The 23,752-nt window shown below is 70.0% G+C and carries 16 protein-coding genes and 2 pseudogenes; 10 read left to right on the plus strand and 8 right to left on the minus strand.

What is annotated here, in order from left to right:
- The first annotated feature begins 321 nt into the window (after window positions 1-321).
- From ACIBUY_RS00415 to ACIBUY_RS00450, 8 genes and pseudogenes are all read left to right on the plus strand, one after another.
- Window positions 322-2,682 carry a xyloglucanase gene (locus ACIBUY_RS00415; protein ID WP_399151252.1) on the plus strand — a complete coding sequence of 787 codons (2,361 nt, stop codon included), beginning with the start codon at window positions 322-324 and terminating at the stop codon, window positions 2,680-2,682.
- Window positions 2,683-2,722: 40 nt separating this feature from the next.
- A complete protein-coding gene (locus ACIBUY_RS00420) occupies window positions 2,723-3,439 on the plus strand; it encodes a cellulase B precursor (RefSeq protein WP_365562463.1) in 717 nt (238 codons plus the stop codon).
- 83 nt (window positions 3,440-3,522) lie between these two features.
- The gene (locus tag ACIBUY_RS00425; RefSeq protein ID WP_399151253.1) at window positions 3,523-5,655 is read left to right on the plus strand and encodes an alpha-galactosidase; all 2,133 of its coding nucleotides are present in this window, start codon (window positions 3,523-3,525) and stop codon (window positions 5,653-5,655) included.
- Entirely contained in the window at window positions 5,655-7,007 is a 1,353-nt protein-coding gene (locus tag ACIBUY_RS00430; protein ID WP_399151254.1) for a PHB depolymerase family esterase, read from the plus strand. The genes ACIBUY_RS00425 and ACIBUY_RS00430 overlap by 1 nt, the downstream gene beginning before the upstream one ends.
- Window positions 7,008-7,071: 64 nt before the next feature.
- Window positions 7,072-9,900 carry a glycoside hydrolase family 2 TIM barrel-domain containing protein gene (locus ACIBUY_RS00435; protein ID WP_399151255.1) on the plus strand — a complete coding sequence of 943 codons (2,829 nt, stop codon included), beginning with the start codon at window positions 7,072-7,074 and terminating at the stop codon, window positions 9,898-9,900.
- A 329-nt stretch (window positions 9,901-10,229) separates the two neighbouring features.
- The gene (locus tag ACIBUY_RS00440; RefSeq protein WP_399151256.1) at window positions 10,230-12,014 is read left to right on the plus strand and encodes a cellulase family glycosylhydrolase; all 1,785 of its coding nucleotides are present in this window, start codon (window positions 10,230-10,232) and stop codon (window positions 12,012-12,014) included.
- Between the two features lie 274 nt (window positions 12,015-12,288).
- Window positions 12,289-13,042: pseudogene (locus ACIBUY_RS00445) on the plus strand (transposase family protein).
- A 24-nt stretch (window positions 13,043-13,066) separates the two neighbouring features.
- Window positions 13,067-13,456, plus strand: coding sequence for a CbrC family protein (locus ACIBUY_RS00450; protein WP_399151257.1), 390 nt, complete (start codon window positions 13,067-13,069; stop codon window positions 13,454-13,456).
- Between the two features lie 273 nt (window positions 13,457-13,729).
- On the opposite strand, the gene ACIBUY_RS00455 is transcribed toward ACIBUY_RS00450, so the two are convergent.
- Together ACIBUY_RS00455 and ACIBUY_RS00460 are read right to left on the minus strand one after the other, a co-directional pair.
- Entirely contained in the window at window positions 13,730-15,472 is a 1,743-nt protein-coding gene (locus tag ACIBUY_RS00455) for a thiamine pyrophosphate-dependent enzyme (protein ID WP_399151258.1), read from the minus strand.
- Between the two features lie 164 nt (window positions 15,473-15,636).
- Window positions 15,637-16,041, minus strand: a complete 405-nt coding sequence (locus ACIBUY_RS00460; protein ID WP_399152133.1) for a carboxymuconolactone decarboxylase family protein — start codon at window positions 16,039-16,041, stop codon at window positions 15,637-15,639.
- 172 nt (window positions 16,042-16,213) lie between these two features.
- On the opposite strand from ACIBUY_RS00460, the pseudogene ACIBUY_RS00465 reads away from it, so the two are divergent.
- Together ACIBUY_RS00465 and ACIBUY_RS00470 are read left to right on the plus strand one after the other, a co-directional pair.
- Window positions 16,214-16,449, plus strand: a pseudogene (locus ACIBUY_RS00465) (transposase); the annotation flags it as partial.
- Between the two features lie 786 nt (window positions 16,450-17,235).
- Window positions 17,236-17,808, plus strand: coding sequence for a dihydrofolate reductase family protein (locus tag ACIBUY_RS00470; RefSeq protein WP_365562452.1), 573 nt, complete (start codon window positions 17,236-17,238; stop codon window positions 17,806-17,808).
- Between the two features lie 165 nt (window positions 17,809-17,973).
- Here the strand turns inward: ACIBUY_RS00470 and ACIBUY_RS00475 are convergent, their stop codons facing one another.
- From ACIBUY_RS00475 to ACIBUY_RS00500, 6 genes are all read right to left on the minus strand, one after another.
- Complete coding sequence (locus tag ACIBUY_RS00475; protein ID WP_399151259.1) at window positions 17,974-18,429, minus strand: transposase family protein; 456 nt, start codon at window positions 18,427-18,429, stop codon at window positions 17,974-17,976.
- A 208-nt stretch (window positions 18,430-18,637) separates the two neighbouring features.
- Window positions 18,638-18,925 carry a hypothetical protein gene (locus tag ACIBUY_RS00480; protein ID WP_399151260.1) on the minus strand — a complete coding sequence of 96 codons (288 nt, stop codon included), beginning with the start codon at window positions 18,923-18,925 and terminating at the stop codon, window positions 18,638-18,640.
- Entirely contained in the window at window positions 18,922-20,802 is a 1,881-nt protein-coding gene (locus ACIBUY_RS00485; protein WP_399151261.1) for an acyl-CoA dehydrogenase, read from the minus strand. Before ACIBUY_RS00485 ends, ACIBUY_RS00480 begins: the two co-directional genes overlap by 4 nt.
- Window positions 20,799-21,749: a hypothetical protein gene (locus ACIBUY_RS00490; protein WP_365562448.1), complete on the minus strand. Its 951-nt coding sequence runs from the start codon at window positions 21,747-21,749 to the stop codon at window positions 20,799-20,801. The genes ACIBUY_RS00485 and ACIBUY_RS00490 overlap by 4 nt, the downstream gene beginning before the upstream one ends.
- A complete protein-coding gene (locus ACIBUY_RS00495) occupies window positions 21,746-22,795 on the minus strand; it encodes a 3-oxoacyl-[acyl-carrier-protein] synthase III C-terminal domain-containing protein (protein WP_365562446.1) in 1,050 nt (349 codons plus the stop codon). The genes ACIBUY_RS00490 and ACIBUY_RS00495 overlap by 4 nt, the downstream gene beginning before the upstream one ends.
- Window positions 22,779-23,732, minus strand: a complete 954-nt coding sequence (locus ACIBUY_RS00500; RefSeq protein ID WP_399151262.1) for an ACP S-malonyltransferase — start codon at window positions 23,730-23,732, stop codon at window positions 22,779-22,781. Before ACIBUY_RS00500 ends, ACIBUY_RS00495 begins: the two co-directional genes overlap by 17 nt.
- Window positions 23,733-23,752: the final 20 nt, after the last annotated feature.

Below are 23,752 nucleotides of genomic sequence, written 5' to 3' on the forward strand. Positions count from 1 at the left end.
CCACCTCCGACCGCGCCTGTTATCGAAAAGTGACCTTGACGCCCCGTTGTCGCCCCCGGAAATACGGCCTTAGTCTCACCGAAACGTCGAAGCGCATCGACACGGTTGGCCGTCGCCTTCCGGGCAGGAGGCCACCGGACGACACAGCCACTGCCTGCCCGTCGGTCGGATCGACGCGAACGAAGGGCCCGCCTACGGCACTTCCGGCACCCTCGGCGCGCCGGACGGGGCCTGCGGAATCGCCCTCCGGAGCCGGCCTGCCGGATCGCGGCTTGTGCGCAGGCCCCGTACGGACCCGCACCCGAAAGGCAAGGACCCGTCATGACCCACGCCCCGCACCTCTCCCGCCGAGGCCTGCTGGCCGCCGGCGCGGCCACGGCCGCACTCCCCCTGCTCGCCCCCTCCGGTGCCTCAGCCGCACCTGTCGCGTCCTCCCGCGTGGGCGAGAAGGTCGGGCACACGCCCTACACCTTCCGCAACGCCGAGATAGTGGGCGGCGGTTTCGTCCCCGGCATCGTCTTCAACCAGCGCGAGCCCGGCCTTGTGTACGCGCGCACCGACATCGGCGGCGCCTACCGCCTCGACCCGGCGTCCCGGCGGTGGATCCCCCTCACCGACTCGATCGGCTGGGACGAGTACGGACACACCGGCATCATCAGCATCGCCACCGACGAGGTCGACCCCGACCGCGTCTATCTGGCGGCGGGCACCTACACCCTCCCCGACTGGGACCCGAGCATGGCGGCGATCCTGCGCTCGACCGATCGCGGCCGCACCTGGAAGACCACTCCCCTGCCGTTCCGGCTCGGCGGCAACATGCCCGGCCGGGGCATCGGCGAGCGGCTGGCGATCGACCCGAGCCGCAACAGGATCCTCTATCTGGGGGTCCGCGGGGGCCACGGGCTGTGGCGCAGCACCGACCACGGCAAGACGTTCGCGAAGGTGACCAACTTCCCCAACGTCGGCACCTTCGTGCCCGATCCTTCCGACCCCGACGGCTACAACGGCGACAACCTGGGCGTGCTGCAGGTCGTCTTCGACAAGCGCACCGGCAGAGCGGGCAGAGCCACCCGGACCCTCTACGTCACCGTCGCCGACAAGGACAACATCCTGTACCGGTCGACCGACGCGGGAGCGACCTGGGAGCGCGTCCCCGGGCAGCCCACCGGTTTCATCCCGCACCACGCGGTCTTCGACCACGTCGGCGGTCACCTGTACCTGGCGACCAGCAACACCGCCGGCCCGTACGACGGTTCCAAGGGCGACGTGTGGAAGCTGGACACCGCCACCGACACCTGGACCCGGATCAGCCCGGTCCCGTCGACCAGCGACGACAACGCCTACGGGTACAGCGGCCTGACCATCGACCGGCAGAAACCGGACACGCTGATGGTGTCCACCCAGGTCAACTGGTCCCCCGACTGCATCCTCTTCCGCTCCACCGACGGCGGTGCGAGCTGGACCCGCGCGTGGGACCTGGGCCCGAATTCCGAGCGCACCCTGCGCTACGACATCGACATCTCCGCTGCCCCTTGGCTGACTTGGAACGCCAAGCCGTCGCTGCCCGAGATGGCCCCCAAGCTGGGCTGGATGATGGAGTCCGTCCAGATCGACCCCTTCGACTCCGATCACTTCCTGTACGGCACCGGCGCGACGATCTACGGCGCGGACAACCTGACCGACTGGGACAGCGGCGGCACGGTGCACATCTCCGTGCGGGCCCAGGGCCTGGAGGAGTGCTCGATCGGCTGCGTGATCAGCCCACCCGTCGGTCCCGCTCACCTCTTCTCGGGCGTCGGCGACGTCGGCGGCTTCCGCCACACGGATCTGCACAAGGCGACGAAGATGTACGACAGCCCGACCTTCGGCGCCACCCCGGCCCTGGACTACGCGGAGCTGGCGCCCCACACCATCGTGCGGGTCGGCAACCCCACCAGCGGCTGGACCCAGCACTTCGCCGTCTCCACCGACAGCGGCGCGACTTGGCGGCCCTCGGGCAACGAGCCGTCCGGCGTCACCGGGCCCGGAGTCGACGACCAGGCCGTCGCCGTCAGCGCCGACGGCAGACGCGTCGTCTGGTCACCGGCCGGCGCGCCGGTCAGCTGGTCCGACGACCACGGAGCGACCTGGTCGGCTGCGAAGGGTGTGCCGGCCGGGGCCTCGGTGCGCTCGGACCGGGTGAACCCGGCGAAGTTCTACGCCTACGACTCCGGCGTCTTCCACCTCAGCACGGACGGCGGCAAGACCTTCACGGCCACGGCGGCGACCGGCCTGCCCACCGCGGGGAACGTCCGGTTCAAGCCGGTACCGGGCCATGAAGGCGACATCTGGCTGGCCGGCGGCACCACCAAGCCCACCACCCCCACCCCGTACGGGCTGTGGCGGTCGACCGACTCCGGATCGTCCTTCACCAGGTTCGACGGGGTGGACCAGGGCGACGTCGTCGGATTCGGCAAGGCCGCACCCGGCGCCCCCTACCCTGCCGTCTTCACCAGCTCCAAGATCCACGGCGTGCGCGGCATCTTCCGGTCCGACGACGCGGGCCGGACCTGGATCCGCATCAACGACGACCAGCACCAGTACGCCTGGACCGGCAACACCATCACCGGAGACCCCCGCATCCACGGCCGCGTCTACTTCGGGACGAACGGACGCGGAGTCATCTACGGCGACCCGAAGTGAGGTCCGGTTCCCCCCACTCGGCACACCTTCCGGAGGGCTGATGAAATTCCGTATCGGCTGGGCCGCGCTGCTCGCGGCTCTGGCTCTCGTGTTCACCCTGCCGAACTCGGCAGTGGCGGCGTCACAGACGTACTGGTTCAAGTACTACGCGACCGGCGGCAACGCCTCGACGTGGTACAGCGACGACAACAACTGGGGTGTGAACTCCTCGACCGGCACCGGCTTCGTCGCCATGGTCAACGGCAAGGACTGGGGCTGGACCTCTCCGGTGACCACGCTCCCCAAGAAGATCCGCGACGTCAGCCCCACCAACACGACGTGGTTCAGCCAGTCGGCGTGGCCGAAGTCCGGCTCGTACTACGACGCCGCGTACGACATCTTCATCGACCCCTACCCCGCGCCGACCGACCGCAACTCCAAGACCGAGCTGATGATCTGGCTCGACTGGTCCAACACCAAGCCGCTGGCCGACCACTACGACGCGAACGGCAACGCGGTCCCGGCCGCGACCAACGTCAGTGTGGGGGGCCGCAGTTGGGACATCTACGAGTACACCTGGAGCAACGGCGGACACACCCTCAGCTTCCTGGACAGGAGCCGGTCCGGCTGGTGGTCCGGCAGCCTCACCCCGTTCTTCAACTACGGCCTGAACAGGGGCTTCTACACCGGCGACCACTACCTCAACAGCGTCATGGCCGGCTGGGAATTCGGGCCGGGCGACTACACGGCCCACTCCTGGGGCGCCGTCGGCTTCTGAGACCGCGCCGCCCTGGTGCGTGCCCACGCACTGCCGCCCGGCGCTGCGCGGATCCGCGCGGCCACTGACCTGGAAAGGACACCATGGAGAACGAACAGCGGAGCTTCCGCTGGGGGCACGACGCCCTGCAGCTCGAGTTCGTCCTCGGCGACGACGCAGGCGCCCGCCTGGCACATCTCGGACTGCCCGGCGAAGCGGGCGGCGACTCCGGTGCGTCCCTGCCCCTGGTGGAGGTGACGGCCGCGGGTCACGGCCGCGGCTGGTCGGGCAGCCGGCTGATCGGGACCCCTCTCGGCGGGCAGTTGCGCCACCGGGCCCACCACGCGGCCCGCGACGGCGACTGGCACACCCTGACCGTGCAACTCCACGACCCGGAGACCGGGTTGGCCGCGGAGGTGACCTACCGATCGCCGGACGGCGTCCCCGTGCTCCGCAGCGAAGTGATCCTGCGCAACGAAGGGCGGACCACACTGCACCTGGAGTCGGTCAGCTCGCTCGTGGTGGGGTGCCTCACCCCGCAGGACCCGGCGGCCGTCGACGCCGCCGACCTGCTGTGGGCGGACAACGACTGGCTCGCCGAGTGCCGCTGGCAGCGACAGCCGATGCGCCGGACCACACCCGGCGTCAGCGGACGCGTGACGTACGGCCACGGCAAGGCGGGCTTCGCCATCAACGGCCAGGGCACCTGGTCCAGTTGCGGACACCTGCCCATGGGCGGACTGACGGACCGGAGCACCGGCCGCACCTGGGTGTGGCAGATCGAGCACAACGGAGGGGGCTGGCGCTGGGAGTGCCAAGAACACGACCGGGCGGCCTACGCGGCACTGTTCGGGCCCACCGACGCCCACCACGGCTGGCGCCACCCCCTGGAACCCGGCGCCGAATTCCGCACCGTACCCGCCGCGCTCGCCTTCAGCGACGACGGCGGCCCCGACGCCGCGTTCGCCGCGCTGACCCGCTACCGCCGCGCCCACCGACGCCCGCACACCGACCACCGGCGGCTGCCCGTCATCTTCAACGACTACATGAACTGCCTGATGGGCGACCCCACCACCGACAAGCTGCTGCCGCTGATCGACGCGGCGGCCGAGGCCGGCGCCGAGTACTTCGTCATCGACGCGGGCTGGTACGACGGCGACAACGGCGGCTGGTGGACCACCGTCGGCGCCTGGGAACCGGCAGCCTCCCGCTTCCCCGGCGAGAAGGGCATCCACGAGGTCCTCGACCGCATCCGGGAGCGCGGCATGGTCCCCGGCCTGTGGCTGGAGCCGGAAGTGATCGGCGTCGACAGCCCCATGGCCAAGTCCCTGCCCGACGAGGCGTTCTTCCGCCGCGACGGCGTCCGCCTCACGGAGACCGGCCGGCACCACCTGGACCTGCGCCACCCGGCCGCCCGCACCCACCTGGACCAGGTCGTGGACCGCCTGGTCGGCGAGTGGGGCGTCGGCTACCTCAAGCTCGACCACAACATCGACCCCGGTTCCGGCACCAGCGCCCACCCCGGCGAGACCCCGGGCGTCGGCCTGCCCGGCCACAACCGGGCACACCTGGACTGGCTCGACGGCATCCTGGACCGCCATCCGCACCTGGTGGTGGAGAACTGCGCCTCGGGCGGCATGCGGTGGGACCACGCCCTGCTGTCACGGCTGCAACTGCAGTCCACCAGCGACCAGCAGAACCTCCAGCTGTACGCGCCCATCGCGGCCTCCGCACCCACCGCCGTCACCCCCGAGCAAGGCGCCGTATGGGCCTATCCGCAGCCGGAGGACTCCCTCGACGAAGTCGCCCTCACCATGGCGAGCGCCCTCCTCGGCCGCATCCACCTCTCCGGCCGCCTGCCCGAGTTGGGGCCCGAGGCCCTCGCCCTGGTCCACGAGGCGGTCGCCGTGTACAAGGCCGTCCGCACCGACCTGCCGGAGGCCGTGCCGTCCTGGCCGCTCGGGCTTCCCGCCTGGGACGACCCCTGGATCGCGCTGGCCCTGCACACCCCCGCCACGACGTACCTCACCGTCTGGCGCCGACCGGGCGGTCCGGACACCACCACCCTCCGGCTGCCCGAGCGGGCAGGCGGCGCGGCACATGCCGAGATCCTGTACCCGGCCGCAGGTCAGGCCGTTGCCGTCTGGAACCCGGACACCGCCGACCTCACCGTGACCCTGCCCACGACGCCCTCCGCAGCGCTGCTGCGCATCACCCCCAATGAAAGGACACCGTGATGTCCCGGAAGTCCAAGAAGAGAAGCGTCAGAGACGTACTCGTAGCCCTGCTGTTGGCGGTCTCGCCGCTGATCGCGGCGCTCGGGCTGACCGGCGCCTCGGCCACCACCGCGTCGGCCGCGTCACTGAACGAGGTGACCAACTTCGGCAGCAACCCCGGAAACCTGCGGATGTACGTCTACAGGCCCGACAGCGCTCCGGCGCACCCGGCGGTGCTGGTGGCCGTGCACTACTGCACCGGCACGGGGCCCACGTTCTACGCCAATACGGAGTTCGCCCGCCTGGCCGACCAGTACGGGTTCATCGTCGTCTACCCGGACGCGAACGTCAGCGGGCAGTGCTTCGACGTCTCCTCGCCGCAGGCGCTCAAGCACGACGGGGGCAGTGACCCCACGAGCATCGCCCAGATGGTCCGGTACACCGTGCAGAACATGAACGCCGACTCCGGCCGGGTCTACGTCACCGGCGCCTCGTCCGGCGCGATGACGACCAACGTCCTGCTCGGCGACTACCCCGACCTGTTCAAGGCCGGTGCCGCGTTCTCAGGCGTGCCGTTCGGCTGCTTCGCCACCACCAACGGCTCCGGCTGGAACAGCGACTGCGCAGGCGGCAAGATCACCAAGACCCCGCAGGAGTGGGGCGACCTCGTCAGGAACGCGTACCCCGGCTACACCGGCCCCCGGCCGCGGATGCAGCTGTGGCACGGCACCGAGGACACCACGCTGAACTACGTGAACTTCGGTGAAGCGATCAAGCAGTGGACCAATGTGCTCGGAGTGAGCCAGACCCCGGTCTCCACCGACTCCCCGCAGTCCAACTGGACCCGCACCCGCTACGGCTCCACCGGCACCCAGGCACCGGTCGAGGCGAACAGCTTCCAGGGGGTCGGGCACACCCTGCCCGCCGCCGGCATGGCGGCCCGGGCCATCGCCTTCTTCGGACTCGACGGCTCCGGGACCGGCGGGTCCACCACGGGTCCGGTCCACGCCACCGGTTCCGGCAAGTGCCTTGACGTGCCCGGCTCTTCGCGGACCAACGGCACCCAGACGCAGATCTGGGACTGCCACGGCGGCGCCAACCAGACCTGGACCAGCACGTCGGCCAAGCAACTCACCGTCTACGGCGGCGCGAAGTGCCTCGACGCGACGGGCACCACGGCCGGGGCCGCAGTCGCGATCTGGGACTGCAACGGTGGCACCAACCAGCAGTGGAACCTCAACTCCAACGGCACCGTCACCAGTGTCCGGTCAGGCCTGTGCCTGGACGTGACCGGCGCGTCCACCGCCAACGGCGCACTGGTCGAACTGTGGGACTGCCACGGCGGCAGCAACCAGCAGTGGCGCCTCGGCTGACACGACTGACGACGCGCACCACCCCGCGGTTCCCTCCCGACGGTTTCCGAAGACTGGAGATGTCATGCATTTGTCACGCCGGGGCGTTCTGATCCTGGGCGCCGCAGGCGCGGCCGCCGCCGGAGGTCTTTCGGCGGGCTCGGCCAGGGCCGCCGAGCCCGAGACGGCCGACGCAGCGGACGCTTCCCCGCGCACCGAGCGCCTCTGTCTGTCCGGCGAGGACGCCGACCACCCGGTCGACTGGGACTTCCTGTGCACCAGCGGGCGGCGCAGCGGCAGTTGGGGCAGCATCCCGGTTCCGTCCAACTGGGAGTTCCACGGATACGGCACGTACAACTACGGGTGGAATCTGCGCCCGGAGGAGAAGGGCCGCTACCGGCACGCCTTCACGCCCCCCGCCCACTGGCGTGACCGACGCGTCTTCCTCGTCTTCGAGGGGTCGATGACCGAGACCGAGGCGTGGATCAACGGCGAGCCGGCCGGGCCCGTCCACCGCGGCGGCTTCTACCGGTTCCGGCACGAGGTGACCGAAAAGCTGCGTCCGGGCCAGGACAACCTCCTGGAGGTGACGGTCAGCAAGGAGTCCACCGACGACTCCGTCAACCGGGCCGAACGCCTCGGCGACTACTGGAACTTCGGCGGCATCTACCGCCCCGTCCACCTCGAGGCGTTCCCGCTCCAGCACATCGAACGCATCGCCGTCGACGCCCGCGCCGACGGCACGCTGCGGATCGACGCCCATCTGTCGGGTACCGGCGCCGCCGACCGTCTCGTCGCCCGCGTCACCGACCTCTCCGGGCGCCCGGTCGGCGCCCCGTTCACCGCAGCCGTCGCTCCCGGCGACACGGCGGTGACCCTCAGGACCGCTGTCGACTCCCCCCGCCGGTGGACGGCGGAGACCCCGCACCTCTACCGCGTCGAGGTCGCGCTCCGCGCCGGCGACCGCCGCACCGTCCACCGCGTCGACGAGAGATTCGGCTTCCGCACCATCGAGGTGCGCCCCGGCGACGGCGTGTACGTCAACGGCGTCAAGGTCCTCCTCAAGGGAGCCAACCGGCACACCATCTGGCCCACGTCCGGCCGGGCGACCAGCGCCCGCATCAGCCGCAAGGACATCCTCCTGATGCGGGAGATGAACATGAACGCGGTCCGGATGTCCCACTACCCCCCGGACACGCACTTCCTCGACCTCGCCGACGAACTCGGCCTTTACGTGCTCGACGAACTAGCCGGCTGGCAGAAGTCCTACGACGAAGCGGCGGGCAGGCCCCTCGTCGCCGAGATGGTCACCCGTGACGTCAACCACCCCTCGATCCTGTTCTGGGACAACGGCAACGAAGGCGGCTGGAACACCGCCCTCGACGGCGACTTCGCCCGCCACGACCCCCAACAGCGCACCGTTCTGCACCCCTGGGCGAACTTCGGCGGCATCAACACCGACCACTACGAGACGTACGACAGCACGCGCCACATCCTCCAGGAACAGGGCGACGTCTTCATGCCCACCGAGTTCCTCCACGGCCTCTACGACGGCGGCGCAGGCGCGGGGCTCGACGACTACTGGAAGCTGATGGGCCGTGAACGGCTCAGTGCCGGCGGCTTCCTGTGGTCGCTGATCGACGAGGGCATCGTGCGCGACGACCTCGGCGGCACCGTCGACGTGGCGGGCAACGCCGCACCCGACGGCATCCTCGGCCCCTTCCGCGAGAAGGAGGCCAGCTTCTACACGATCAAGGACATCTGGTCTCCCGTACAACTCGCCGAGCCGGAGCGGTTCACGTCCGCCCTGCCCGACGACTTCGACGGCCGGATCCGCCTCACCAACCACTACGCCTTCACCAACACCCGCACCTGCGGCGCCACTTGGCGGCTCCTGGACTTCCGCACCCCGGCGCAGCAGCGGGACGGCCACACCGTGCGCGCCCAAGGCACCACCTCCGCGCCGGACATCGAACCCGGCGCGCAAGGAGTGCTCCGGCTGCCCCTGCCCTCCGACTGGCGGCGCGCCGACGCCCTGGCACTCACCGTCACCGATGCCGACGGCCTCCAGATCAGCAGCTGGACCTGGACCATCACCTCCGCCGCCGACCAGGCCCGGCGACTGGTACGGACGGGCCCGGGACCAGCCGTGCGCGGCCGACTCGAGGACGACGCGCTCACCCTCACATCCGGCCCCACCACGGTCACGCTCGACGCCACGACGGGCCTGCTGACTGGCGTCACCCACCGAGGGAGCGACTTCGCGCTGTCCCGCGGCCCACTGCCCACCACCGGATCGGCCGACCTCGCCCGCCTGACGCACGGGCCCGACGGCAACGGCTACACGGTGGAGGCCGAGTACTCCGGGGTCCTGCGCCACGTCCGATGGCGCCTGCACCCCAGCGGCTGGCTGCAGTTGGACTACCGCTACCACCTCACCGGCGAGCACGACCTCTTCGGCATCGGCTTCGACCATCCCGAATCGCGGGTGACCGGCGTGACATGGCTCGGCCACGGGCCCCACAGAGTGTGGAAGAACCGGCTGCGCGGCGTCGCGACGGACGTCTGGACGAAGCAGTACAACGACACCGCGACCGGTGCCGACGGCTGGGTGTACCCGGAGTTCAAGGGCTACCACGCGGACGTCCGCTGGGCGTCCCTGCACACCACCGCGGGACGCATCACCATGGTCTCCGAGGACGAGAACCTCTACCTTCGCCTCTTCACCCCCCGGTTCGGCCCCGACCCCCGCCATACCGCGCCGCCCTTCCCGAAGGGGGACCTGTCGTTCCTCGACGCCATTCCGGCCATCGGCACCAAGTTCGACGCACCGTCCGCGCTCGGCCCCAGCGGCGGCCCCACCACGGCAACGGGCGACTACGGTCGAACCCTGTACTTCTCGTTCTCCCAGTAGCGTCTCCGAAGCGATCTGGAAGCGCCATGCGGACGCACGTCAACGCGGCGTTCTCCGAGGGGAAATGACCACGAGCCCGCACCGCTTCACGACCTTGCCGACGGCACGCGCCCGCGCTCCCTCGCCCCCTCCCACTTTGCGGCAACGTCGGCTCGAGGTCTTGACAGGTGCATGGAGCTACAGCAATTTGGGAGCGCTCCCACGCTTCAGGACCCACATCCTCTCCCGGATCACCACAAGGGTCCCCGCGGCCGCTTGGGCGCGCGGCGGCTGTGCGTGGGCCCCGTACAGAGACATCGGTGCACCTCAATTGAGTGAGGAGACCCCCCATGCTCCACCGAAGAATCCGCATCGCGGCCGGCTTGGCCGCGACGGTACTGATCGCGGGCGGTACGGCGGCCGTGCCGTCCTCCGCCGCGGCCGCGACCACAGGTTGTGAAGTCACCTATCAGAATCTGAGCACGTGGCAGACGACCCCCACGTCGGGCGGCTTCAACACCACTCTCGCCATCAAGAATCTCGGCGATCCGATCACCGGGTGGAAGCTGACCTTCACGATGCCGAGCGGCCAGACGGCCACCGGCGGCTGGAACGCGACGTTCAACGGGAAGACCTCGGTCACCGCCACCGATGCCGGCTGGAACGGCGCCATCGCCACGGGCCAGGCCAACACCACCGTCGGTCTGCAAGGCGAGTGGACCCGCTCCACTGCGGGCTCCGCACCGCCCAGCCCGTTGCCGCGGCCGGCCGACTTCGCGCTCAACGGCACGCCGTGCACCGGCGCGCCCTCCGGAAACACGCCCCCTTCGGTCAGCCTGACCAGCCCTAGGGACGGCGCCTCGTTCGCGGCCCCGGCCGCCATCGACCTGGCGGCGACGGCAAGCGACGCGGACGGGTCGGTCAGCCGGGTCGAGTTCCTGAACGGCAGCACGGTCATCGGCTCGGACACCACCGCCCCGTACACCTTCGCCTGGACGAACGTCACCGGCGGCAGCTACACGCTCAGTGCGCGCGCCGTCGACGACAGTGGTGCGACGACGACCGCCACTCCCGCCAAGGTGACCGTCACCGGCCAGAGCTCCGGAGGCCCGGCCCCGGCCCTGCACGTCTCGGGCAACCACCTTCAGACCGCGAGCGGCACCACCTACCGGCTGCTCGGAGCCAACCGCTCCGGCGGTGAATACGCCTGCTTCCAGGGCAAGCAGATGTGGGACGGCCCGGCGGACCAGGCAAGTGTCGACGCGATGAAGGCGTGGAACATCCACGCGGTCCGGCTGCCGCTGAACGAGGAGTGCTGGCTGGGGACCGCCGATGTGCCCGCGGGCGGCGTCAGCGGCGCGGCGTACCGGCAGGCGGTCAAGGACTACGCGGATCTGCTCGTGGCCAACGGGATCAACCCGATCCTCGATCTGCACTGGACCTACGGCCAGTACAGCGGTCCGGGCGCCGGCTGCACGGACACCAAGGCGACCTGCCAGAAGCCGATGCCGGATGCGCAGTACACACCGCAGTTCTGGACCCAGGTGGCCCAGATGTTCAAGGGCAACGACGCGGTCGTCTTCGACCTGTTCAACGAGCCGTACCCGGACGCCGCGAACAACTGGACCGATGCCACCGAAGCGTGGACCTGCCTGCGCGACGGCGGCACCTGCACGGGGATCGACTACAAGACCGCCGGGATGCAGACCCTCGTCAACGCGGTACGGGCCACCGGCGCCACCAATGTGATCATGACGGGCGGCCTCACCTGGACCAACGACCTCACCCAGTGGCTCACCTACAAGCCGGCCGACCCGACCGGCAACCTGATGGCTTCCTGGCACTCGTACAACTTCAACGCCTGCGTGACGAGCGCCTGTTGGGACAGCCAGATCGGCACGGTCGCTGCCAAGGTGCCGGTCACGGCCGGCGAGATCGGCCAGAACACCTGCAACCACGACTACCTCGACCAGGTCATGAACTGGGCGGACAGCAACGGCGTCGGCTACCTGGCCTGGACATGGAATCCGTGGGGGGCGTGCGCCACGGGCGGCAATGATCTGATCACGGACTGGAACGGCACGCCCACGACGACGTACGGCGAGGCGTACAAAGCGCATCTGCTCAACCAGTAGCCGACCTGAGCTCCCGGCTCCGGCGCCGGGTCCCGGCCACCCGGCCTGGCCTCACCATCTCCCGGGGTGCCCATGCTGCGGTGAGATGGGGCCCTCTGCAGCCTGATGGTGAGGCCAGCGAGTCGGGCTGCCGTGCAACGTCTCCGAGCTCCCGGTGCACGGGGGTGCCCAACCCGACGGTGCGGTCCAGCAGTTGGGCTGGTCCGCGACGTGGTGAAGCTCCTGCTAGACGGTGTCACGACCAAGATCCACCGTGCGCCACCGGGAGCTCCGTGTGCTTGTCCATCCGTCGGCGATCGATCTGTCCACCGCGCGTCTGCGGCATCTGACGCGTCAACTGGCCGGACACCGCCGGGAGATCGGGACGCGATGGCGGCGGCTGACCGCAGATCGCCGAGCCCTGATCGCTCTGGCACACCTGCGCTGCGGTGACACCTGCGCCCAGCTCGCCGAGGGTTTCGGCATCGGGATCGCGACCGCGTACCGCTACGTCCAAGAGGCGATCGAGGTACTGGCCATGCTCGCGCCCACGCTCGACGAGGCGATGTCCGCGGCCCGGAAGAAGGCGTACCTGATCCTGGACGGCACGGTGCTGCCGATCGACCGGATCGCTGCTGACCGGCCGTGTTACTCCAGAAAGAAGAGGCACCACGGCATGAACGTGCAGGTCCTGGCCGACCCTTTCGGCCGGCTGCTTTGGGCCTCGCCCGCGCCGTCAGGCCCCCCACGACCTGACCACCGCACGCGAGCACGGCATCATCAACGCACTCGCCACGGCTGGGCTCACCGCCTACGCCGACAAGGCGTACCAGGGCGCTGGCCGCCGTGTCCGGGTTCCCTTTCGAGGCCGACGACTCAAGCGATGGCAGCGACGGCACAACACCACCCACGCCAAGATCCGATGCGTCAAAGACCAGGCCATGGCCGTACCGAAGGGCTGGCACCTGCTCCGCAAGCTCCGCTGCAGTACCCACCGCATCACCGACGTCGTGCAGGCCGTCCTCGTCCTCCATCACGCCTCAACGTGATGTTGGAAAACGCTCACTGCACCGGTGAGCTCCGATCTTCCTGCCTTCCGCTATCACCCAGATCCGCTCGCCAGCGGACCCATCCGCGAGAGCGCCGAAACATGTGCCTGCTGCAACCGCGCCACGGGGTGGATCTACACCGCGGCCTTCTACACCGCCCAAGAGGTCAGCGGACACTTCTGCCCGTGGTGCATCGCCGACGGCAGCGCGGCTGAACGGTTCGTCGGCGAGTTCATGGACGCCTACGGACTCGACGACGTCAGCGACGAGATCCTGCACGAGGTCACCCGCCGCACCCCCGGCTGGCACGACGCAGCCCGCCTCGATCGGTTCCTCACCCACCTCGGCGAGGGCGCCACCGCGATGCTCTTCCGCTGCACAATCTGTGACACCCGCCTCGCCTACGCCTCGTAACTGCCACCGAGCCCGACAGCCCTCGAGAGCGTAGCGATCATCCCTTCAAGGGAACCGCACCCGGTGAGCTTCACGCCACCGGCCTGGGCCCGGGCCACCACCTCGGCGACCAGCCCCTCATCCACGGCGTCCCTCGCACCCACAGCGACCCCCCGGCCTCGATGTCACTCGCCACGACAGGTATCAACTGTCGCTTCCAGCTCGGGAGTTCCACCGCTCGCGGTACAAACCCCATCGCTGAAGTCAGGTGTGGACGCGGAATGCCTGGGAGGCTCAGAGGTAGCTCGCCCGGGTCAGGTTGTGGACGCGTGGGTTGTGGCCGATCTCCTGGCCGGGGTCGACGGGGACCTCGACGAGCAGGGAGCGTCCGCCCGGGGCCTGGCAGGCGGTGAGGATGGCATCCAGGTTGCCGAGGTCGGGGTCGCAGCGGATGGCGTCCCAGCCAAGGCCGCGGGCGGTGGTGACGAAGTCGACCGGGGCGAGGTCGCCGTGGAAACGGTGTTCGGGGGTGCCCGGCATGATGTGCGGCAGGCCCTGGTTGACGATCGCGTAGGCGCCGTTGTTGAGGATGAACAGGCGCAGGCCCAGATGGGCGGTCTCGGGCAGAGCGCCGGCGTACAGGCGGAAGCAGCCGTCGCCGGAGAAGCACAGGACGCTCAGGTCGGGGCGGGCGAGTTTGGCGCCGAGGGCCAGGCCGAAGGCGCCGCCCATCGCCGAGCCCTGGTAAGCGGCGTAGGAGCGGATGTGGGGGTGCGGGCGCTGGAAGACGTACTGGCGGTCCTTGTAGGCCATGCACACGTCGTCGAAGGCGAACGCCGGGGTGGTCCAGGTCAGCGCGAGGCGTTCGAGGAACGCCGCGAAGTCGACGGTGCCTGGGCGCGTGAGGGGCTCTGGAGTACGGGAGTTGAGGTGGGCGGGGGCGATGCGTTGGCGCTGCGGGCCGGCCCCGGGGCGGCTCAACAGCACCTCCAGGGTGGAGGAAATGGGGCCGGTGATGCGCTCGTACGTGCCGGCGCAGCGGTGCGCGAAGCCGGATTCCCCTTGCCCGTAAGGGAAGGTGAGGGCGGTGAGGTGGATGACGTGGCCCGCGGTGACGCGGGCCAGGTTCAGGACGTACTCGCCGGGTTCGAAGCCGAGGGTGAGCAGCACGTCGTCGGGGCCGAGGCCGGTGAAGAGGGCGGACGCTACGTCGTTGCCGCCGAAGCCGATGTGGCCGTGCCCGTACGGGTCGCGGGGGTCGACGGCGGCAGCGCCATTGACGGTCCATACGATCGGCGCACCCCAGCGGCGGGTGAGGCGCGCGGTCAGTTCCGGCATGTGTGGGTCGCGGGCCGCTTCGTCGGTGGCCAGGACGACTACGCGGCGTCCCGCGATCCTGCGGTGGATCCCGTTCACGTCCGGCGGGTGCCTTGGGTGTCCTTGGAGTGGGACCATCGGGTCGGGCGCGGGCCCGGCGAGGACGTCGGGGTGCAGAGCGAACACGACAGGGCGGGAGTCGGCCAGGATGCGGCGGGCGAGCTGCAGTTGGCCGGGCAGTTGAGCACGGTCCTTCACATGCAGGCAGGCGTCCCCGAGCTCCGCGCGGAGCTGTGCGACCATCCCCGCGCCATCGTCGGAGACGTCCTGGAGGGGTGAAAGACCTTTCGTGGCAGTGGAGTTGAGGGCCACGAGGTAGACGGCCGGGATGTTGTGGGCCTTGGCGTCGCTGAGGCCGCTGGCGGCCAGTTTGCTGGCGGCGCCGGTCGTGGTCAGACAGGCGGCGATCCCGCCCCCGGCCAGATGGTGCCCCAGCGGCATGAACCCGGCCGTGTATTCGGGCACGGTGAACAAGCTGGGGGTGTCGGCCCCGGGCGTGCCGGGTGCGAGGAGGCGGGCGAGGTGGATGACCCCGCCACCGTTCACCCCCGCGTATGCGGTGACACCGAGCTCGGCCAGGGCATCGATCAGCCACCTGTTGGCCGAGGTGTCGTCGAGGAGACGGCTGGTCTGGGCGGTGGTCGGGTCATGGATGCTCACGGCAGTTCCTCCTCGGCGGCGCGCCTCGGCGTGGGGGCCGTGATCACTGCATACCCGCAGGCGAGAAGGGCTCCCCAGCAAACAGGGGCTTGATGAAGCGTCAACTAGTGGCGCTCGCTGACCAGTTAACGCCCGCGTGCGCCCCGCGGCTCCCCGTACGCGGGTCAGCCCTCCCCGTCCAGCAGTCCGCGCTGCGCGAACACGTCCTTGGCGGCGAGCGTGGCGTTCAATGCCCTCGGGACGCCGCAATAGACCGTAGTGTGCAGCAGGGCCTCCGCGATCTGCTCCTGGCTCAGCCCCACCGTGAGTGCCGCACTCACGTGCATCCGGATCTGCTCCTCGCACCCACCCAGCGCGACCAGCACCCCCAGAGTCACCAACTCCCGTTGCTGGGACGTCAGCCCGGGCCTCGTATAGATCTCGCCATAGGCCCACCCCACGATCTGCTCGGCCAGCGCGGGCGAGACGTCCGCCAGCGCCTCCACGACCCGCCGCGCCGCATCGGGCTCCACCCCGGCCAACACATCCAGGCCCCGCTGCCACCGCTCCTCGTCCCGCCCGTTCACCATGACCGTCAGCCTTCGCTCTTTCCGGGTGATCTCCGAATACGTACGTACAGACACTGCCCAGAGAGGCGGATGATCACAGCTGGAACGGCCCGTGTCCGGGAGTCCCCTCGATCCGATAGGGACCCTTCCCCGAAGCGTGGACACGTCCTATGCCACTGGTTCATCTTGCCAACGCCATCCCGGAAGCAGGGACTTCACACCAATCCCCAAACGCTGGGCGGTCGAGCGGACCTACGGCTGGCTCATGCTGAACCGCCGCCTCGCCCGCGACTACGAGAACCTCCCCGCCCGCTCCGAAGCCATGATCCGCCTCGCCATGACCGACCTCATGGCCCCCGCCTCACCGGCGAGAACACCACCTCCTGGCGCGACCCGACACCAGCACACCAAAGCCGCATCTCCGGATGAAACAACAGGATGAGACGACCTCTTGGTTTGGCTCTTATCCTCTGTCCGTGTCGTACGGCGGTGACGGATGGTTCCAGACGTCGTCGAACCTGCTGATGATCTGACGGAGTTCGCGAGCAGTTCGAGGTGACATGGCCTGCGTCACGGTGTCGAGGAGGGCACGCGCTTCAAGGGGATTGCCGCAGCAGTACCAGTGCACGTTGCCCCACTCGTAGTCGTGCCACAGCTCGCGCTCAAGACGACGGGCGTAGTCCTTCCACTAGCGCATGGCTACGCTGACGTCGCCAGACCGCAGATAATTGCGGGTGCGCTCAAGACGGTAGATCCCTGACAGCGCACGCGAGGACAGGCCGTCGATGACGGGGTTTGCGTCTGGCGTCCGGCGGCGCGAGATGCCAGCCCGGTTGCGTCCTGGCCGTCTACACGGCAGTTCGCCTAGAGCTCCTCCACCTGGTCGCGGGCGGGCAGCCTCCCGGACCTCCAACTCCTCGGACAGCGAACCCATCGAGCACCCCTCCCCCGCCCCAAAGCAGAGACGGACCACTCCGAGGACACCCCACCCGGCGATACCGCTCAGGCATCCCTTGGGAGGAACCGCACCCAATGAGCATTGTGCATCTTGAAAACGGCTGGTCATCAGGGCTGGTGTCGGTGGGTGGTCGTCTCCTCGGCTGGTCGCGGGCGGGTGCCTGTGGTGAAGATCGTCCGTCAGGGCGATGAGTAGGGCCGCCATGCCAGGTCTACATGCAGTGAAACCAGTCTGGCGGAGGACCACAGGAGGTCGAAGTGTCCAGATCAGTGCTCGACATGTCGGTGTCAGTCGACGGGTACGTCGCCGACACAGAGGATTTTCTCGGCGGCGACGACGGCGAGCGGCTGCATAAGTGGGCCGACGCTGACGGGGAGTCCGGCCAGCCGTCCGGGCCGGCCGCGCAATTCCAGGACGAATGGAATGCGGCCGGTGCGGTGCTCGCGGGACGGCGGACTGCCGAGCTCATGGATCACTGGGGTGGTGATCACGGCGGTCTCCCCATCTTTGTGCCCAGCCACCGCCCGCCCGGCCCGGCCGCCCGCTGGGGCTATCCACTGGTGACGTACGTGACCGATGGGATCGAGAGCGCGATGGCACAGGCCAAAGCCGCAGCCGGAGGCAAAGACGTGCAGGTGCGCGGCGCGTACACGGCGCAGCGGGCGCTCGAGGCCGGGGTGCTGGATGAGGTGCAGATCCATCAGATACCGGTGCTTCTCGGGCGTGGCCATCGACTGTTCGACGTGTTGCCGTCAGAGATCGAGTTGGAGATCGTCCAGGTGATCGACACACCGCAGGCCACCCACATCCGCTACCGGGTCCGTCGCTGAGCGCACGGGCAGACGATCTTGAGCGTGAGCAACCGCCCGTAACCAGCACGAGTACGCGATCAACGATCCGCACCAACCCCGTGATCAGCAACTTCAAGTTGCACAAGCTGCAATTGGAGGTGTGCAAGCTGAAGTTGCTGGTCACAGGACTGGTGCGCGTGGGCATCAGGATGCTCGTGCCGGTCGCTGGCAGGTGACTTTGGTGAAGATCGTCGGCCATCGGGCGACTTCGCGGTTCGTGAGGACCAGCAAGGCCCTGACCAGGGCTGTCACCCAGGCGGGGGCGGTGCGCACCTTGCCGAGGACGCGCCAGTTCTCGAGGTGGGCAAAGCCGTGCTCGACGGGCGCCCGGACGGCCGCCAGTGCCGTATCGGACAGCTTCCGGCCTCGCGTCAGGGGCCGGTTCCGGGCGGCCGTGCAGCCGGTGATCACCGTCGGGTCGGCGTCGGGGCCGCCGCCGTCGAGGCCGACGAATCCCAGGTCGGCGATGGCCCCGAGCCCGACTTCCCGCAGTTTCTGGGTGAGCGTGTCGTGCCGGCACACGGTGATCTCCGAGCTGCGCCCGGGGCGGGCCGCCGAGATCCACAACAGCAGGCCCCGGTCGTCGGTGAGGGCGATCACGAGTACCCTCCCGCGTTCTCACGGCGTGTCGACCTGCTGACGGATCGTAGGCGGGGGCCGGTCGTGGGCGAGGCCGAACCCGGCATCCCGCCGGACCCGGACCCGGACCCGGACCCGGACCCGCCCGATGATCTACTCGATGGTCATTGGCCGCCGACCGGCACGAGTGTCCAACTCGCCCTTCACACCAGACCTGTGATCTGCGACTTCACGATGCGCACCGCTCCATGCCGAGCACGAGGATCAACGTTGGACAGGAGATCATCACGTCGATCAGGCGCAGGCCCGCCGCTGCCCTTGCGAGTACGGCAGTGACGATCTCGGTGACGCCGTCCCAACCGCCGGTTGGCCCCGTGCCGCAACGGACTGCGCCCAAGGCGGACTGGATCGCACCGATGTCAAGAAGCATCGGCAACGGCGCAGACCCCACAGCTCCATCACTCTGCGCCGCCGCCTGCAGCCGGCCCAATCCGCTGTCCGCCTGGGGTGCGGTCACGAGACACAGGATGTCGTCGGGCCTCCGGTGTCGTCGAAGTTGTCCGCCAGCCCCCGCGACGTGGTGCGGGCCTGCCAGCGGTGGGCGGTGAGACCCAGTCCTGCTGTCAAGGGACCGATGAACGCGCGGACGCGGTCCAGGCGGGCGGGAACCTCTGTCCGCAGCGCTCGTGTCTGTGCGGCCGTCAGCGTGCCGTTCTCCAGGTGCCAGGCGGCCGCATCCCGCACAGTGAGCAGGCCGTACAAATCCCGTACCGCTTCCAGCGCCTCCCGGTCACTCTGCGCGGGCGTCCGCCGGACCAGGGCGTCCAGGGCCTCACACATCAACCGGGTCGTGTGCGCCTCCGCGAACGTCAGGGCGTCGGGGAGCAGCTCGTTCCAGAGCCGGAATCCCTCCTGACCGGATGTGGTCCCTTCCGCGACGCGATCGGCGTGCTCGCGGTGGAGACCGGCCTCCCGGGCCCGCGCCAACGCCACAGGGCCGTCCGCCGTGAGAGGGTCCGGTGCCGTGCCCGGCGGTGGCGGCACGGGCGGGGAGTACTCGACACCGCACAGCAGGCTGCGGGCGGCGTCCGCGGTCATCAGAAGGTTGTCCCCGGCTGCGGAGTTGGACACCTGAGCCAGGCCCTCCATGTCCGTCAGGCGGAACGACGAGACATTGCCCTGGCCTCCGCAGCGTCGCCGCGCCTCACCGGTGACCTGCTCCGCGACCGCCGTGGAACGCGCCTTGAGCAGCGCCAGCGAGCGGTTGACGGCCGCCCAGGGCGCCGTGTTCATGCGCTCCTCGGCGCCGGGGGCGGGTGCGGCTGTGGGGCCGCCCCGGGCCGCGTAGTCGCCGATGACCTCACCGGCCCAGGCCGTGAGGGCGTAGGCGCGGGCCATGCCCCCGTACAGGGCTTCCTGTTGGGTGCGGTGGTCCATCAGGGAGCGCACCGGTCCGTTGCGCTCACGGCTGGGGCGGTCCGCGCAGAAGCTCAGGGCTCCGTAGACCGCGCCGCGGGCGGCCGTGGACACCGCCGCCGCCATCGTCGCGGCGGCGGGCGCGAAGGTGACGAGCGAGCGCAGCAGCCTCTGGTCGGTGTTCGGCACCGGGTCGCACACCGCGCCGTCCACGATCTCCGCCGAGTCGCGCAGCCAGTACTCGTACGGGATGTGTACACCGTCGAGGCGGACGGCGGCGTAGTCCAGGGGCGCGCCGGGCATCTCGACCCGCTCGCCGAACCGCAGTCCGGGCGGCGCAAGCCCGTCGGGTCCCTGGAAGGGGAGGAGAAAGACGTGGGTGCCGAACGGGGTTCCGTCGACGACGAGTTGAGCGAAGACCACGTCGTGGCGCGGGTTGTCCGTCAGGGCCGCGCCGGCCAGGAGCTTGACCGCTCCGGGATGCGGGGTGCGCAGAATGAAGCCGTGCCGGTCCGGATCGTAGTGGGCCTCGGTGTCGACTCCCAGGTGGCTGTTGCTGCGCCCGGCCTCGGTCAGCAGGATGCCGCCGATGTGGGTGCCCCGGTCGAGTTCGTCGAGGGCCTTGTCGATGGCCGGACCCGGGCGGTGCAGGGCGAGCACCGTGGGCAGGGCGATGGCGTAGTGGATGAGGCCGGCCAGTGCGAGCGACGGGCCGCGCACCGCGCACCACTCCACGAGCGCGGTGAGCGAGAGGGGGTCGTTCAGCAGTGTGCGGCCACCGCCGACAACCGCGTTGACGGCGCGCAACTCGCGGTACGCCTGACGGGCCTGCCCCGCGTGCGTGTCCGGCCGGGGAGCGGTGAAGGGCGGTTCGTCCAGGCAGCGGTCGAGTGCCGCGATCAGTTCGGGGCGGGTCGCTCCGGTGCTGATGTCCAGAACGCTGCGGTCGAGGCGTGCAGGGGGCGGGAGTGCACTCATACGGGTGGCTCCGGGAAGTAGAGGGTGCAGGCCGCGCTGGGGCCCGCGCCGGCTGTGAGGAAGAGGAGGGGGCCTTCCGGGGACGAGGCAGGGGGTGAATCCGGGGTGGGCCTGCGGGCGTTGAGGTAGCCCAGGACGGGTGCCGCCGTGTGGGCGCGGATGTCCGGGAGCCCGCAGGAGACGAGTGAGTCCGGGGGGAGCCCGAGTCGGCGTGCGACCTCCGCGTCGAGGCCCGGCGGGCTGCTGGAGGAGATGAGCCGGACCGACTCGGTGCCGAGCCCGGCCTCCTCCAGCGTCCGCAGCGCGAGCGAGGCCGCGCACCGGGCGATGCGGTCCACGGCGTCCGGGGCCGTGCGGACGGTCACGGCCCCTGGCGCGTCCGGGGCGGACAGGTCGCAGTAGCCCTCGACGGCCCAGCCGCCGGTGGTGGTGAGCGCCGTGCGTACGGGCCCGAACCCGACCCCGGTCCGGTCGCCCCCGGTCAGGAGAAGGGCACCGCCGCAGGCGTCGTGGGGGAAGTCGGGTGGGGGTGATCCGGGCCCCGGGTGGGCGTCCGCGGTCACGACCAATGCGTAGGCGATCGGGTCGACCGCCAGGAACGCCTGGGCCACGGCGATGGCGTCGAGCATCCCGCAGGCGCCGTTGGCCACGTCGAAGGAGACGGTAGGGGCGGGATGAGTGGTGTCGCAGGCGAAGTTCGGGTTGATACCGAGCTGGTGCTGGACCAACGCGGCCATGGCAGGCTCCATGAGGTTGCCGTCGCGGTAGACGCCCGCGTGGATGAGCAGGCCGATCCGCTGCGGCGCCACGTCTGCCTGCGCCAGGCATGAGCGTGCCGCGCGAACACAGTGCGCGATGGAGCCGCTGTCGTCCGGCCCGGCGGCGTCCGGCAGGGAGCCGGTCCCGCCGTCCGTGCTGAGAGCAGCGGACTTGATGACCACACTCATGTCGGCTCTCCGGGGGGCGAGATCGTCAGGGCCATGAATCCGGCGACGAAGCCGGAAGCGCTGGCGACGAGGAGGTAGGTCGACGGGCCCTCACTCCGCGAGGCCAGGTGATCGTGCAGCGTGACGAAGAGCGAGTTGGATGCGGTGTTCCCGTAGCGCTCCAGGCTGGAGAGCATGGGCGGCATGGGACCGACTCCCTTCTCACCGGCCTCCTTCACCCTGTCGATGAAGCTCCGGCTCACCTGGTGCGCGATCAGATGGTCGAAGTCTCCCGGCGTGAAGGGCCGCCCGGTCCGGGCGAGGAACGCCCGGTACAGGGCGGGCCACTGCTCCATGACCGATGTGTCGTGCAGCGCCCGGCTGTCGGTGAACATCGACATGCCGGTGTGCGGGCCGCTCGGGCCGGCCAGGCAGAGCCTGGCGAAACTCCCGCTGGTCATCTGCTCGACGTAGTGCACACGATCCGGGGCGTCGTCGGTGGCGGCGTCCATGATGACGGCGCTGGCGGAGTCCCCGACGGTGAGGGAGGCCAGCCGTTTGTCCCGCAGTCCGGTGATCTCCCGAAGAGCGGTGTCCGTGATGGTGGTGACGCACTCGCCGCTCACCACCATGCCGTTGCGCACGGTTCCCGCCTTGATCATCCGGTCGAGTACGAGCACCCCGCTGAACATGCCCGCGCAGGCGTTGGAGAGGTCGAAGTGGAGGGCCGACGCCGCCCCGGTCTCCCTGCACAGCAGCGCGGCGAACGACGGTTCCCAGCGCATGCGCGGCCCTTCGTGCAGCCGCGTGATCGACGCGGAGATGACGACGTCCAGATCGCGGGGGCGGTAGCGCGAACGGCTGAGGCAGTCACGGGCCGCTCGCAAGGCGAAGAGGTACGAGTCGTCCGCGCCGTCCGGTGGAGCACGACGGACCCTCCGCTCGCGGATACCGGTCAGGGCAGCGAGATCCACCCGTACAGGACAGTCCAGTTCAGCGATCAGCCGTTCGCTGGTGACCACGGTCTCGGGCACGAACGCCGCCAGGGACTCAATTCGGGTCAGCACGGGTTCCGGCCCCTTCCCGTGGGATGGTGCCGTTCGTGCCACGGGCGTCGGACGGCACCGGTGGCTGCGACAGCACCGTGCGTACGGTGAAAGCGGGCGCCACTGCCTTCATCAGCGGAGTGAGCAGCAAACGCGGCGCCGCCTCGATGACGACCGTCGTGCCGGCCAGGGCGAGGACACTCGTGGTCTGCCGGAAGCACACGGGCCGGGTCAGATGGTGGGTGACGGCGTCCCGCAGTGCGGCAGGGTGACGGGGCGGTGGGACGGGTGCCGCCGAGCGCACCGGGAACCGGGGCGTGGCGAAGGGAAGACGTGCAGCGACATCCCTCACGTCGTCCGCGACCGCGCGCAGCACCGGGCTGTGGAACAGCGTGCGTGTGGCGACACGCACCGTCTTGACCGAGCGGCCCCGCGCGGCGGCGCTCAGTGCATCGAGCTGCTCGGCCGGGCCACAGACCACGCTCTGGCGCGGCGCATTGTCGCAGGCCAGACGGAGACCGGGAAGGCTCTGCTCCCGCAGCAGCCGTGCGGTGTCGGACGCCGAGAGCCGCAGGGCCAGCAACCCGCCGGGGGGTACGCGGTGGCGACGGCGTGCGGCCTCGGCTGCCAGGAGCAGCTTGGCGCCGTCCCCCGCCGTGACGGTGCCGACGGCTGCGAGCGCGGCGATGTCACCGAGACTGTGCCCGAGGACGGTTGCGGGGCGCATGTCCTCGGTCGCCAGGAGAAGGCGGAAGAGGGCGAGCGCCTGTGTGTAGACGGCGAGGTGCAGTGCGACTTCGACGGAGCCCGACGCACCGGAGGTCCGCTCCTCCGAGGCCCCCAGGAGCAGCGACGAGGGCAGCGGCCCGGGGTAGGCGGCTGCGACCGCCTCGTCGACCTCGGACAGCGTTGACCGGACCGCCGGGTGGTCGCCCACCTGCGCGAGTGCACCGGGCACGTACGAGCCGATGCCGGGAA

Source organism: Streptomyces sp. NPDC050085, assembly GCF_044460595.1.
Taxonomy (GTDB): domain Bacteria; phylum Actinomycetota; class Actinomycetes; order Streptomycetales; family Streptomycetaceae; genus Streptomyces.

Coding starts and splice junctions, on each gene's coding strand:
- ACIBUY_RS00485 (WP_399151261.1), bottom strand. CDS start 20,802: ATGAGTGCACTCCCGCCCCCTGCACGCCTCGACCGCAGCGTTCTGGAC.
- ACIBUY_RS00420 (WP_365562463.1), top strand. CDS start 2,723: ATGAAATTCCGTATCGGCTGGGCCGCGCTGCTCGCGGCTCTGGCTCTC.
- ACIBUY_RS00425 (WP_399151253.1), top strand. CDS start 3,523: ATGGAGAACGAACAGCGGAGCTTCCGCTGGGGGCACGACGCCCTGCAG.
- ACIBUY_RS00415 (WP_399151252.1), top strand. CDS start 322: ATGACCCACGCCCCGCACCTCTCCCGCCGAGGCCTGCTGGCCGCCGGC.
- ACIBUY_RS00440 (WP_399151256.1), top strand. CDS start 10,230: ATGCTCCACCGAAGAATCCGCATCGCGGCCGGCTTGGCCGCGACGGTA.
- ACIBUY_RS00430 (WP_399151254.1), top strand. CDS start 5,655: ATGTCCCGGAAGTCCAAGAAGAGAAGCGTCAGAGACGTACTCGTAGCC.
- ACIBUY_RS00435 (WP_399151255.1), top strand. CDS start 7,072: ATGCATTTGTCACGCCGGGGCGTTCTGATCCTGGGCGCCGCAGGCGCG.
- ACIBUY_RS00460 (WP_399152133.1), bottom strand. CDS start 16,041: ATGGTGAACGGGCGGGACGAGGAGCGGTGGCAGCGGGGCCTGGATGTG.
- ACIBUY_RS00490 (WP_365562448.1), bottom strand. CDS start 21,749: ATGAGTGTGGTCATCAAGTCCGCTGCTCTCAGCACGGACGGCGGGACC.